Here is a 13,171-nt window from a genome sequence, read left to right on the forward strand (position 1 = left end):
GCAACCGCCCGTCTGCGGGCAAGGAACACGAATGAATGCCACTCTGGAAGCCGGGCCCGGGAGTCGGGCCTTCGAACGGTTTCTGGGCGAGCAGTGCCCGATGCTGGTGAACTTCCTGCGCGGGCGGGGCCTCTCGCACGACGATGCCCAGGACATCGCGCAGGAGAGCCTTTACCGGCTGACGCGCTACCGCGAGCTGCCCGTCGGCGCGCTGAAGCCGCTGCTGTACCGGATCGCGCTCAATGCGCTCCACGACTTCCGGCGGCGGCAGCGCAGCGTGCAGCAGACCTCCCTGTCCGACGTCGAACCCCAGGTCCACGACATCCTGGACGAGACGCCACAGCCCGACCAATGGGCGGTGAACCGCGAGGAACTCACCCGGGTGCGCGACGCCATCGGCCGGCTGCCCGAGCGCTGCCGCGAAATCTATCTGCTCAATCGCATGGACGGCATGAGTTACACCGAGATTTCCAGGAGCTGCGGCATCTCCGTCAAGGCGGTCGAGAAGCACATCGGCAACGCCCTGTCCTCGCTGAGGAGGGCGCTGTCGGCGCAACCGGGCTGCCCGGGCATCCAGGGGCAGGACGCATGAACGTCACCCGGCTTTCGCCCCGCCACTTCCCCACCTCGGCCGAAGACTGGTTGGCCCGCCTGCTCTCGCCCGACTGCAGCGCGTCCGACCATGCGGCGTTCGAGGACTGGCTGGCGCAGTCGCCCGAAAACGCGCTCGCGTATGCGGAAGTGGAACGCGCCCACCAGCTGGCCGGCCTGCTCGCATCCGACCCGCTGGTCGGCACCGCCAGGCACCGCCCGGCGGCGCGCGCGCCCTTGGCCCCGCGCAGGCGCCGCTGGCGTCCCGCCCTGGCCTGGGCGGCGGCGCTGGTCCTCGCGCTGGCCGGCGGCCTCTGGCTGCTTCCCGGCTCGCAGCAGGCCCAGTACCTGCAGTACGCAACCGGGATCGGGGAACAGCGGCGGGTGACCCTGCCGGACGGGTCCGGCCTGGTACTGGATACCGGCACGGCGGTGCAGGTGGTCTACGGGGATTCGCAGCGCCATGTAGAGCTGCTGGACGGCCGCCTCCAGGCCGATGTCGCGCACGATGCCAGCCGCCCCTTCGTGGTGACGTCGCGCAACGGCAGCACGCGGGCGCTGGGCACGGTGTTCCAGGTGGAGCAGCAGGACGGACGCACGCGGGTCACCCTGCTGGAAGGGCGCGTCGTGGTGAAGACGCCGGGCGACTGGTCCGGCCGCGGGCTGGAACTGCGGCCATTGCAGCAGGTGTCCTACGATGCGGAGGGCACGCCGTCGGTGGCCAGCGACATCGACCCGGCCGCCGCCGAGGGCTGGACCCAGGGGAGGCTGATCTTCAAGGACGAGCGCCTCGCCAGCCTGGTCGCCGAGTTCAACCGTTATTCGCAGGACAAACTGGTTCTTTCACAGCCGGAACTGGAGGACATCCGCGTCAGCGGCGCTTTCGATGCGAACGACCAGGCCGGCCTGCTCGCCGCGTTGCGCCGGGGCTGGGACATAGAAGCGCATCCTGCGGGGCGGAACAGGATCGAACTGTCCGCGCCGGCCAGATAGCCGCCATGAAGCGGACCGGGTCGCGCCGACCGGGTCCGCAGCCAGTCTCCTCTCCGACGGGTCCCCCAGGCCGACGATGAAGCGCTTTACGTTGCTGCTTGCCATGCTGTGCCTGGTGGCTCCCCTGCCGGATGCCATCGCCTACGCCGCGGACCCGCGGCCGCCGTCCCATGAGATTCCGCCCGGCCCGCTCGACGACGTGCTGCAGGCGCTGGCCGCGCAGTCGCGGGTCCAGTTGCTCTATTCCCCCGCGCTGGTCAGGAACAGGCACAGCCAGGGGCTGAAGGGCGCCCGCTCCCTGCCCGACGCGCTTTCCCGGTTGCTCTCGGAGCATGGCCTCACCGCCATCAGCGTGAACCCCAACACCTACCTCCTGCAAAGCACGGGGAAGCGGGCGAACAGCGCAGCTGCTCCCGTCAGGCAACAGCAGCCCGCCCCGGCCAGCGTCGCCGAGCTTGCTTCGGTCGAGGTGACCGGCACGCGCATTCCGCGCACGTCGCTGGAACTGTCCTTCCCCGTGACCGTGATTACCGCGCAGGACATCGAGCGCAGCGGGCAGCGCTCGCTCTACGAGCTGCTGGGCGAGCTGCCCGGGTTCGCCCGCCACCATCCCGTGGCGGTGGCCGGCGAAGGCCGCTACTACCCGACGGTGGTCGCGTCCAGCGGCAGCCTGTACGGCCTCGGGCCGCGGGGCACGCTGTACCTGCTGGACGGCAGGCGCATCGCATCGTTCGGGCTCGCTTCCAGCGACCTCGGCGGCATCGTCGACCTGGGCAGGATTCCACTGGCCTTCATCGAGCGCATCGAGATCCTGCGCGCGGGCGCGTCCGCGATCTACGGGGCGGATGCGATGGCCGGCACGGTCAACATCATCCTGAAGAAGGACCCCGAAGACCGCGTGGCATCGTCCCGCCTTGGCGTTTCGCAGCGGGGCGACGCCCTGTACCGCGAGGCGTCGGCCCTGCTTGGCACGCGCACGCGCGCAGGCGGGAGCCTGCTGCTCGGGGCCAACCTCGCTTCACAGGACGAGCTGGGCGGCGACCGTCGCGCCTGGCACACCAATGACCGCTCCCGGTTCGGCCTGCAGGACGACCGCCCGCACATCGGTTTCTGGGACGAGAACGATGCGCTCGTGCTGCCGCTCCCGCAGTGCCGGGCGGCCGGCGGCGATCCGGCATCTCCCTACTGCCGCTTCGACTCGGCGAAGTTCCGCACGCTGCAGCCGGGGCGGCCCGACAAATCCCTGTATGCCAGGTGGGAACAGCCCTTGGGCGACGCGCTGTCGCTGCACGCTTCCGGCCTGCACACCCGGAGCCGGCAGGAACTGCAGTTCCCCCCCATCATCGGCGTTCTCCCCATACCGCCGTCCCACCCGGACTACCCGGGACCTCCCGCCACCAGCCTGTACTACGTCTTCCAGGAAGTGGACCCGCCGCGCAGCCTGACCGACGCCGCCACCAGCGACGTCTCGCTCGGCGTCGAAGGCAGCGCCCGCGGCTGGCACTGGAACACCGGCCTGTCCTACAGCGAGAGCCGGGTCCACAGCACCATCGACAATGTGTTCCTTTCGGCGAAGGTCGCCGAGTACGTGGACGACATGCGCGCGGACGGTTCGGACAATTCGGCCGTCGTGCGGGCGATGCAGGGATCGGTGCATCCCCGGGGCCAGTCCCAGGTCGGCACGCTGGAGGTCACGGCCGACCGCCCGTTGTTCGAGGCCTACGGCGTGCCCGCGCAGTTCGAGATCGGCGCCTCCGTCCGCCATGCCCGGCGACGGAATGCGCCGGATCCCCTGCAGGTCGACGGCGGCCTGACGCTCGGCACGACCAGTGCCAGCCCCTACGACCTGCGCAGCCGCGATTCGGCGGTCTTCGCCGAGCTCGCGCTGCCGCTGTACCGCTCGTTGCAGGCCGATCTGGCCGTCCGGCTGGACCAGCACGCCGGGTTCCGGGCCAATGTCGCGCCCAGGCTCGGCCTGAAATGGGCGCCCATTCCTTCGCTCATGGTTCGCGCCAGCGTCGGCGAAGGCTATCGGCCGCCCAGCCTGAGCGACCTGCGCGCGCCCTACCGGGAGATCAACGACGTGGTGTACATGGAGGCCACTCCCGAGCTGGGCCCCTGCATCCACGTCGACCCGGACTATTGCGAGGTGGAATACGGCAGCGGCGACAATCCCCATCTGCGCGCCGAGCATTCGCGCAACCTGACCGCCGGCCTGTCCTGGACGCCGACGCATGCGTTCAGCGCCAGCCTGGACGGCTACCGCATCCTGCGTACCGATGAATTCGGCATTGCCGATGCCTCGCGCCATCCTTCGCTGTTTCCGGAAGGCCTGGTGCGCGACGCCGATGGCGTGCTCTACCGCGCGAACACCCTGCTGGCGAACATCGGCCGGTCGGAAGCGCGGGGCTGGGAGTTCAGGTCGCGCTATTTCGCCAGGAGCGCCAGGTTCGGCGACTTCGGTTTCGACCTGGCCGCCCACCACCTCGATCGATTCACCACCTCCAGCATCGTCGAGCCCCGGCCCGTCGAAATGGCCGGCCACGAGGTTCCCCGCCTGACCGTGCTGGGCAACGTCCGGTGGCAGGGCGAACGCTGGGCCGCGGCACTGAACGTCCGCCACCTCGGCCCCGCGCATGCCTACCGCGCGGGCAGGACATGCCCGGCGGACAACCGCGCGGCCGGAAAATGCACGAATCCGCCGATGACCCTGCTGGGCCTCGATGCCAGCTACTCCGGGCCGGGCGGGTGGTCGTATTCGCTGGCCGTCAGCAACCTGCTGGACAGAAGCCCCAGGGATTACCGCGCCGGCACGGACGGCGGCTACAACGCCGCCGTCGACGACGCCTACGGCCGTTACTTCACCCTGACGACCTCGTACCGGTTCTGACGGCCCGGCAACGCGGATGGCCTCGCGCCGCCTTCCGCCGGTGCCGCCGGGTGCGGCCTCGCGCTGCGGTCTGTCGACAGGCATGAATGGGGCTCTCCAGGCGGGACGGCTCTCCACTCGGACGGGGCCAGGTGATTATCCGTCACAAACGTGATGCGCATCACTATTTTTTATTGCCGGTGATTAGGATCGGCAGAGGAGGCAGCCTGCCGGACACCCTCCCGCACGCTGGTCGGCGGCCCCCTTCATTCCCCTGCCAAGGAAACCCACATGACCGACCATTCCCTGAAGAACAAAGTCGCGGTGATCGCCGGCGGCGGCAAGAACCTGGGGGCGCTGGTGGCCCACCAGTTCGTCGACGCGGGAGCCCGCGGCATCGCCATCCACTACAACAGCGACGCCTCCAGGGCCGACGCCGAGAACACCGCTTCGGCGCTGAAGGCCAAGGGCGCGGAGGTCATGCTGTTCCAGGGCAACCTGGCGGTGGTCGACAACAACGTGAAGCTGTTCGACGAGGCCGTACGCCATTTCGGCCAGGTCGACATCGCGATCAACACCGCCGGCGTGGTGATCAAGAAACCGATCGCCGACATCACCGAGGCCGACTACGACCGGAGCTTCGACGCCAATGCCAAGGCCGCGTTCTTCTTCATCCAGCAGGCCGGCCGCACCCTCGCCGACGGCGGCAAGATCGTGACGATCGTCAGTTCGCTGCTGGCCGCCTACACCCCGTTCTATGCGATCTATCCGGGCAGCAAGGCGGCCGTGGAGCACTACACGCGCGCGGCCTCCAAGGAATTCGGCGAGCGCGGCATCTCCGTCAATGCCATCGGCCCCGGCCCGATGGACACGCCGTTCTTCTACGGCCAGGAGCAGCCGGACGCGGTGGCCTACCACAAGTCCGCGGCCGCGCTGAGCAACTTCAGCAAAACCGGATTGACCGACATCCAGGACATCTCGCCGATCGTCCGGTTCCTGGTCACCGATGGCTGGTGGATCACGGGGCAGACGATTTTCGCCAATGGCGGGTACACCACCCGCTGATGCACGGACGCGGCGGCGTGGAACGCACGCCGCCGCGCGCCGCTCCGGGGAAGGCCGCCGAAGTCCACTCCGTCGGGACACAACCACCATGACCCATCGGTTCCAGGAAATTTTCGACAGGCAGAAGGCGCGCTTCGATACCGACGCCACCAAGTCCTACGAATGGCGCATCGAGCAGCTGGAGCGCATGGAGAAGATGCTGCGCGAGCACCAGGAAGAGCTCTGCGCGGCCCTGCACGCGGACTTCGGCAAGCCGCCGTTCGAGCAGTTGTTCGAGATCACGGTGCCACTGGGCGTGATCCGCTATTACCGCGACAACCTGCGACAGCTGATGGCGCCGCAGCCGGTGGCGATACCGCAGGGGCTGGAAGCCGGGGGCAACCGCGGCATCGTCTACAAGGAGCCGTATGGCGTGACCCTGGTCATCGGCCCCTTCAACGCTCCCATCCTGCTGTTGCTGGATCCGGCGATCGCAGCCCTGGCGGCCGGGAACACGGTCATCCTGAAGCCGGCCAATACCACGCCGGCGACGGCGGCCTTGCTGCAGCAGTGCATTTCGCGCCATTTCGCGCCGGAAGACGTGGCGGTGGTCACCGGCGGCCGCCAGGAAATCGCGGCGCTGCTGGCGTTGCCGTTCGACTTCATCTTCTTCACCGGCAGCTCGGCGGTGGGCAAGGTGGTGATGCGCGCGGCGGCGGAGAACCTGACGCCGGTCGTGCTGGAGCTGGGCGGGCAGAACCCGGCCATCGTCGACGCCACCGCCAACCTGGACACCGCGGTGGACCGCATCGCATGGGGACACAACGCCATCGCTGGCCAATGGTGCGTCGCCCCGGGCTATGTCTGCGTGCACCGTTCGATCGCCGACGAGTTCATCGCGCGGCTGAAACGCTCGCTGACCGCGATGTACGGAGAGGACCCCGCCCGGAGCCCGGATTTCGCGCGCATGATCAGCGAGCACGATACCGAACGGGTGGCTTCCTACATCGTGCCGGAGAAGGTGGTGCACGGCGGTCGCTACGACGTGCCGGGCCGCTATGTCGAACCCACCGTGCTGTACCCCTCCGCATGGGACGACCCCGCCATGCAGCAGGAGATCTTCGGCCCGGTCCTGCCGGTTCTCCCCTTCGACGACCTGCGCGAGCTGGTGCGCATCATCAAGCGCAGGCCCAGGCCGCTGGCGGCCTATGTCTTCAGCACGGACAAGGCGGCCGTCGATTACGTCCTGGGAAGCGTTTCGTTCGGCGGCGGCTGCGTGAACCAGGCCAACCTGCACTGCTGGATCGACAGCCTTCCGTTTGGCGGCGTGGGTTGTTCCGGGATGGGCAAGTACTACGGCAAGGCCGGGTTCGACACCCTGAGCAATACCAAGGCCGTGCTGATCGGCAACCCCGACGTGGTGCTGGATGTGTTTCCGCCCTATGCCGGCAAGGACATCGCCGGCACCCTGGGCCTGTTCTCATGAAGGCCATCGATCCCGTCGCGCGGGCATCATCCCCTGTCCCGGCCCCGCGCCATCGCCCACCGCCCCGTTGCGGCGGCGGTGGGCATCGGTTCTTCAACGCTGCATACAGCGGAAACACGTGGCCTTCCAGGCACGGAATGCCCCGTCCGGTCCGCCCGATCCAATGGAGGAAAACATGCGTACCGCCCTGCTGATCCTGGCCGGCCTGCTGCTGGCCGCACTGGCCTCGTGGCTCGGCTCGCCGTCGCGACGCGTCATGGCCGCAGCGCTCTTCGCCCTGGCGTGGCTGGCTGTCGTCGGCTGGAACCTGCGCACCGGGCTGTCGCACGGCTACAGCCTGCGCGAGGAGCTGCCGATCCAGCTGCTGATCTACGCGATACCGGTTGCCCTGGCCGCATGGCTGGCCTGGAAGCACCCGCTCAGGTAGGCCCGTGCGTGCGGTGGCGGTGACGCCGGCGTACAGGAACCGGGCCGGAACATCGCCGGCTTTCCCGGCGATGCCCGGCACCGGCGGGCTTCAGGCGCGCGCGGCCAGCGCTTCGTCCAGGGCGGCGGCCCGCTGCCACGCCGCGCGGGCACGCAGGCGTGCGCCGTACTCGGCGAAGGCCGGGCGCTCGGGCAGGGTCTTGAACATCATGCCCCACATCACCTGGCTGCCCACGTAGACGTCGGCGGCGCTGAAACGCTCGCCGAGCAGCCATGGCGCGGCGCCGGAAACGGCCTTCTCCAGCGTGTCGACCACCTGGTCGAAGCTGCCGTAGCCCACCATGCCGGCCTTTTCCGGCGGCGCCAGAAGGCCCAGCGCCTTGGCGCTCACCGCGGCCTCGACCGGGCCGGCGGCGAAGAACAGCCAGCGGAAATAGGAACCGCGCAGCGGGTCGTCCTGCGCCGGCGCCAGCCCGGCCTGCGGGAACGCATCGGCCAGGTAGCTGCAGATGGCCGCGGCCTCGGTGACCGCAACGCCGCGATGCACGATCGCCGGCACCTTGCCCATCGGGTTGATCGCCAGGTACGCCGGCGACTTCATGCCCTCGCCGTAGCCCAGCACCTCGGTGCGGTACGGCTGGCCGGTTTCCTCCAGCATCCAGCGCACGATGCGGCCGCGCGACTGCGGGTGGGTGTAGAAGACGATTTCATCCGCCGTGCTGCCCATGCGCCTGCTCCATGAAGGGAGCCGGCAGTCTAGCAACGCGGCCGGCGCCAGATCAGTAGGCGAACTCGCGGAACACCGGGTCGACGCTGCCGTTCCATGCGCCATGGAACAGCTTCAGCTTGCGCTCGGCCGCGGTCCTGCCGGAATCGACGATCTCCTGCAGTACGTCGAGGAAGCGGGTCTCGTCCTGGCCATCGCCGTTGAGCGCGGCGCGGCGGCGCAGGCCCTCGCGCGAGATTTCCAGCGCGCGCCGCGCCAGGTCACGCACGCTGCCGCCGCGGAACGGCAGGTTCAGCGCGTGCTTCGGCACGCCGTCGCGCAGCGCGTGGCGCTCGGCCAGGCTGAAATCCCTGACCAGGTCCCAGGCCGCATCCAGCGCCGCGTCGTCGTACAGCAGGCCCACCCAGAACGCCGGCAGCGCGCAGATGCGGCTCCACGGGCCGCTGTCGGCGCCGCGCATTTCCAGGTACTTCTTCAGCCGCACTTCGGGGAAGGCGGTGGTCATGTGATCGGACCAGTCGCGCAGGGTCGGCAGCGCGCCCGGCAGCACGTCCAGCTCGCCCCTGAGGAAGCGGCGGAACGATTTGCCGCTGGCGTCGTGGTAGATGCCATCGCGGTAGGAGAAATACATCGGCACGTCGAGCAGGTAGTCGACGTAGCGCTCGTAGCCGAAGCCGTCCTCGAACACGAAGTCGAGCATGCCGGTGCGGTCGGCATCGGTGTCGGTCCAGATGTGCGAGCGGTAACTCAGGTAGCCGTTCGGCCTGCCCTCGGTGAACGGCGAATCGGCGAACAGCGCGGTGGCGATCGGCTGCAGCGCCAGCGACACGCGGAACTTCTTCACCATGTCCGCCTCGGAGGCGTAGTCCAGGTTGACCTGGACCGTGCTGGTGCGGGTCATCATGTCCAGGCCGAGCGAACCGACCTTGGGCATGTAGTCGCGCATGATGCGGTAGCGGCCCTTGGGCATCCACGGCATGTCCGCGCGCGTCCACTTCGGCTGGAAACCCATGCCGAGGAAGCCCAGCTGCAGTTCGCCGGCCACCTGCGCCACTTCGTTGAGGTGGGTGCCGGTTTCCACGCAGGTCTGGTGGATGCTTTCCAGCGCGGCGCCGGACAGCTCCAGCTGCCCCGCCGGCTCCAGCGTCACCGAGGCGCCATCGCGCAGCAGGGCAATGGTGTTGCCGTTCTCCTGGACCGGCTCCCAGCCGAAGCGGGTCAGCCCGGTCAGCAGCGCCTGGATGCCGCGCTCGCCCTCGAACGCCGGCGGGCGCAGGTCGTCCAGGCGGAACCCGAATTTCTCGTGCTCGGTGCCGATGCGCCACTGCGCGCGGGGCTTCTCGCCGGAGGCGAGCACCTCCACCAGCTGCGAGCGGTCGGTGATGGGCGTATCGGCAACGTGGCTGGGGCTCGACAAGGGCTGGCTCGCAGTGTTCTGGCTGGGCGGGGAAATGGGGGCCTGCCCCCGGCATCACAAGAACCGGCCCGCAGTCCCTCGCGCGGGTCCCTGCGCCCGTCCAGGGCCGGCAATGCGCGCAACGCGTACGCTGCGCCTGCTCGGCTCCGCCACGGGCCACCGGCCCTCGCCCGCGATGGATCGCGAACAGCTTCCAGGCGCGCACTATATCGCGGCGCCCATTGCCGGCATGTCGCGGTGGCGGTTTTCAGCATCCCACCGGCAGCAACTTGACCGAGGTTCGCAGGCGCGGCTGCGAGTCATTTCCGCCGCGGTGGCCGTGCCGCCCTACACTGGCGGCCATGAAGCGCTCACCGCACAAGGAAACCCACCGTTCCGAGCGCGTCGGCTGGCTGCGTGCGGCCGTGCTCGGCGCCAACGACGGCATCGTCTCCGTCGCCGGGCTGGTGGTCGGCATCGCCGCCAGCGGCGCGCCGGCCTCCACCGTACTGGCCACCGGCGTGGCCGGCACCGTGGCCGGCGCCATGTCGATGGCCGCCGGCGAATACGTGTCCGTGCAGTCGCAGGCCGATACCGAACACGCCGACTTGGCGCTCGAGCGCCGCGAACTGCACGAGGACCCGCATACCGAGCTGGAGGAACTGGCCGGCATCTACCGGCGGCGCGGGCTGACCCCCGAGCTGGCGCACCAGGTCGCCGTGCAGCTCACCGCGCACGACGCGCTCGCCGCGCACGCGCGCGACGAACTGGGCATCACCGAGGAACTGCGCGCACGCCCGCTGCAGGCCGCGCTGGCATCGGCCGGCGCCTTCATCGCCGGCGCGATACTGCCGGTGCTGACCGCCCTGCTCGCTCCGCACGCATACGTGGCGCAGATCACCACCGCGTCCACCCTGGCCGGGCTCTGCATCACCGGCGCGATGGCCGCCCATGCCGGCGGCGCGCCGCGCCTGCGCGGCGCGCTGCGGGTGATGTTCTGGGGCGCGCTGGCGATGGCCGCGGCGGCGGGCGTCGGTCGCCTGTTCGGCGCCCACGTGGCATGACCGCCATGCTGCCACCGGCCACTGCGCTGCTGGCGGAAATGGCCAGCCTGGCCGGTTGCGTACGCGCCGAGGGCTATGCCTGCATCACCGCGCGCCGCGAGCATGGCGCCAGTTCGGTGGAGATTCCGCAGCCGCAGTTCGCGATCCTGCTGGAAGGCCGCAAGCAGGTGCGCACTGCGCACCAGTCGCTGGCGTTCGTTCCCGGCGACATCCTGCTGCTGACCCAGCGTTGCCGCATCGATGTGGTCAACACCCCCGATCCCTGCAGCGGCCGCTACCTCAGTGCCGTGGTGCCGCTGTGCGCCGAAGTGCTGGCGGCGGCGCGCACGCTGTGGAACGAAGCGTTTCCTGCCCCCGGCCCGGCGATGGCGCGGCTGCCGTTGATCGAACATGGCGCGGCGCTGCGCCAGTGGCGGCAATCCCTGCAGGACGGCCGTTACAGCGAAGCGCGGCTGGCCCTGGCCTCGCTGGTGCTGACCCTGTGCCGGCAGGGTCATGGCAACCTGCTGTTGCCGCAGGCCCCGAGCCTGGGCGAACAGATCCGCGACCGCATTGCCGCCGAACCGGCACGCGACTGGCAATCGCGCGATGTGGAAGAACAGTTCGCGCTGAGCGGCGCGACCCTGCGCCGCCGCCTCGCCGCCGAAGACACCAGCCTGCGCCAGCTGCTCACCGAGGCGCGCCTCGCGCACGGCATGCAACTGCTCTACACCACCGATCTGCCACTGAAGACCGTCGCCGCACGCGCGGGCTACCGGTCTGCGGCCAGTTTCAGCAAGCGCTTCACCGAGCGGTACGGGCTGGCGCCGACAGACATCTAAAGGTGGGGTCCCCCGGCAGGGCCGCGCCCTGCACCCGCCGAGGCAACGGCAACAGCCGAAACAACAGCCGAAACATTGGATGCTGCGCGCTGGCGGGGCGGTGTGGGCGGGCAGGACACGCCGTAAACCCATCCATGGGGGCTCGTTGCCGCCATCCATGGCGCCAACGGTCCTGCCTGCCCACACCGCCCCGCCTTCGACAGTTTCCCGGTGGCCGGTAGATCCACGCCACGCGTGGATGACTGTCCATCGAAATCGAATATTCCGAATTGGAATCCTGGGGATCAGATCCGCGGATCTGACCCCAAGAGCATTTCCAACAACCAACAGATCGCGGAAATCCGTCGAAGGCAGGGTGGGTCCGGTTGCGGGGGTGTCCGCGGCATGGATGCCGCGGCCAAGCCTACAGGGGTGAGGGCGCTTTGCTTGCGAAGCACTGCTTCGCAAGCGCCTGAACGCCCAGCCGCCAGCGGCTGGGCCGGACCGCGGAGCGGGATTCACGGCGTCCCCCGCAACCGGGCCCACCCCGCCTTCCCACGGAAAGTTCGCTGTTGCTGTTGCTTCGGCCGTTGCCCTGGCTCGCAGCGGGTGCAGGGCGCAGCCCTGCAGACAACGCCCTCCTGAGCATTCCACGCAGCGGATTGAGCGCCGCGCACACGCCAGCCACGGCACGCTGGGCGCAACGGAAACCGCCCGTCATCCACCGAGAACCGCCATGACCCTGCATCAACTGCCACTGCACAGCGCCCTGCTGCTGGCCCTGTCGTCCCTGCCGCTGGCCGCGCTGGCCGAAGCGACTTCGCCCGCTCCCGCCCAGCAGGTACCCGGCGTCTACCATCAACGCGTCGGCGCCCTGCAGGTCACGGCCTTGTTCGATGGCGTGGTCGCGCTGGGCCGGCAGGAAGTGGTGGACGTGCCGCCGACGCTGGTCAGCCGGCTGCTGGAGGGCCGCTACGTGCCGGAAGACGAGAAGGGCCTGCAGACCGCGATCAATGCCTTCCTGGTGCGCCAGGGCAACCACCTGACCCTGGTCGATACCGGCACCGCGCAGTGCTTCGGCCCCGGCCTGGGCCAGGTGCTGGGCAACCTGCGCGCCGCGGGCGTCGACCCGGCCGAGGTGGACGAGGTGCTGCTGACCCATGCCCACCCGGATCACCTGTGCGGGGTGCTCGACGCGCAGGGCAGGCCGGCCTACCCGAACGCCACGGTGTGGCTGTCCAAGGCCGATGCCGATTACTGGCTCGACCCGGCCAGCGAGGCCACCGCGCCGAAGGGCGTGCGCTTCGCCTTCCCGCTGGCACGCAACGCGGTTGCCCCGTACCAGGCCAGCGGCCACCTGCGCACCTTCAGCCCGGGCGATTCCCTGCCCGGCGGTGCGGTGGCGATGGATACCCATGGCCATACCCCCGGCCATGTCTCCTACCGGTTCGACAGCCAGGGCCAGTCACTGCTGGTATGGGGCGATGTGCTGCACTTCCATGCCGTGCAGTTCGCGCACCCGGAGGCCGCATTCGAGGCGGATTCGGACCGCGAGGCGGCCATCGCCAGCCGTCGCGGCCTGCTGCGACAGGCCACCGCCAACGGCTGGTGGGTGGCGGGCGCGCACCTGCCGTTCCCGGGCCTGGGCCACGTGCGCGGCGAAGGCCAGGCCTACGCCTGGGTACCGGCGGAGTATTCGCCGTTGAAGTGATCCACTGTGGAGCCGGCCCATGCCCGGCTCCACGGAAATGGCGCCGGGCGTCGCCCGGCGCGCC

Annotated in this window: 11 protein-coding genes; 9 read left to right on the plus strand and 2 right to left on the minus strand. The window is 69.6% G+C overall.

Annotation, left to right across the window (positions count from 1 at the left end; genetic code table 11):
* Window positions 1-31: 31 nt before the first annotated feature.
* The 6 genes from AC06FP_RS09945 to AC06FP_RS09970 all read left to right on the plus strand — a co-directional run bounded on the left by AC06FP_RS09945 (window position 32) and on the right by AC06FP_RS09970 (window position 7,410).
* Entirely contained in the window at window positions 32-592 is a 561-nt protein-coding gene (locus AC06FP_RS09945; protein ID WP_456118194.1) for an RNA polymerase sigma factor, read from the plus strand.
* Entirely contained in the window at window positions 589-1,584 is a 996-nt protein-coding gene (locus AC06FP_RS09950; RefSeq protein ID WP_456118193.1) for a FecR family protein, read from the plus strand. The genes AC06FP_RS09945 and AC06FP_RS09950 overlap by 4 nt, the downstream gene beginning before the upstream one ends.
* Before the next feature lie 76 nt (window positions 1,585-1,660).
* Window positions 1,661-4,474 carry a TonB-dependent receptor domain-containing protein gene (locus AC06FP_RS09955; protein WP_478075368.1) on the plus strand — a complete coding sequence of 938 codons (2,814 nt, stop codon included), beginning with the start codon at window positions 1,661-1,663 and terminating at the stop codon, window positions 4,472-4,474.
* Window positions 4,475-4,744: 270 nt separating this feature from the next.
* On the plus strand, window positions 4,745-5,518 hold the full coding sequence (locus tag AC06FP_RS09960) for an SDR family oxidoreductase (protein ID WP_456118191.1): 774 nt from the start codon (window positions 4,745-4,747) through the stop codon (window positions 5,516-5,518).
* An 88-nt stretch (window positions 5,519-5,606) separates the two neighbouring features.
* Window positions 5,607-6,983: an aldehyde dehydrogenase family protein gene (locus AC06FP_RS09965; protein WP_478075369.1), complete on the plus strand. Its 1,377-nt coding sequence runs from the start codon at window positions 5,607-5,609 to the stop codon at window positions 6,981-6,983.
* Window positions 6,984-7,158: 175 nt separating this feature from the next.
* Window positions 7,159-7,410 carry a hypothetical protein gene (locus tag AC06FP_RS09970; RefSeq protein ID WP_456118189.1) on the plus strand — a complete coding sequence of 84 codons (252 nt, stop codon included), beginning with the start codon at window positions 7,159-7,161 and terminating at the stop codon, window positions 7,408-7,410.
* 90 nt (window positions 7,411-7,500) lie between these two features.
* Here AC06FP_RS09970 and AC06FP_RS09975 read toward each other — a convergent pair whose 3' ends face one another.
* Both AC06FP_RS09975 and AC06FP_RS09980 read right to left on the minus strand, forming a co-directional pair.
* A complete protein-coding gene (locus tag AC06FP_RS09975; RefSeq protein ID WP_478075370.1) occupies window positions 7,501-8,136 on the minus strand; it encodes a glutathione S-transferase family protein in 636 nt (211 codons plus the stop codon).
* A gap of 52 nt (window positions 8,137-8,188) precedes the next feature.
* Window positions 8,189-9,553: a glutamate--cysteine ligase gene (locus tag AC06FP_RS09980; protein WP_478075371.1), complete on the minus strand. Its 1,365-nt coding sequence runs from the start codon at window positions 9,551-9,553 to the stop codon at window positions 8,189-8,191.
* Between the two features lie 341 nt (window positions 9,554-9,894).
* Here AC06FP_RS09980 and AC06FP_RS09985 point away from each other — a divergent pair, with 341 nt between their 5' ends.
* The 3 genes from AC06FP_RS09985 to AC06FP_RS09995 all read left to right on the plus strand — a co-directional run bounded on the left by AC06FP_RS09985 (window position 9,895) and on the right by AC06FP_RS09995 (window position 13,107).
* Window positions 9,895-10,596 carry a VIT1/CCC1 transporter family protein gene (locus tag AC06FP_RS09985; RefSeq protein ID WP_456118186.1) on the plus strand — a complete coding sequence of 234 codons (702 nt, stop codon included), beginning with the start codon at window positions 9,895-9,897 and terminating at the stop codon, window positions 10,594-10,596.
* The gene (locus AC06FP_RS09990; protein WP_478075372.1) at window positions 10,593-11,417 is read left to right on the plus strand and encodes a helix-turn-helix transcriptional regulator; all 825 of its coding nucleotides are present in this window, start codon (window positions 10,593-10,595) and stop codon (window positions 11,415-11,417) included. The genes AC06FP_RS09985 and AC06FP_RS09990 overlap by 4 nt, the downstream gene beginning before the upstream one ends.
* 715 nt (window positions 11,418-12,132) lie before the next feature.
* A complete protein-coding gene (locus AC06FP_RS09995; RefSeq protein WP_478075373.1) occupies window positions 12,133-13,107 on the plus strand; it encodes an MBL fold metallo-hydrolase in 975 nt (324 codons plus the stop codon).
* The last annotated feature ends 64 nt before the right edge of the window (window positions 13,108-13,171 follow it).

It is taken from the genome of Stenotrophomonas sp. Steno-Z2 (assembly GCF_056393235.1).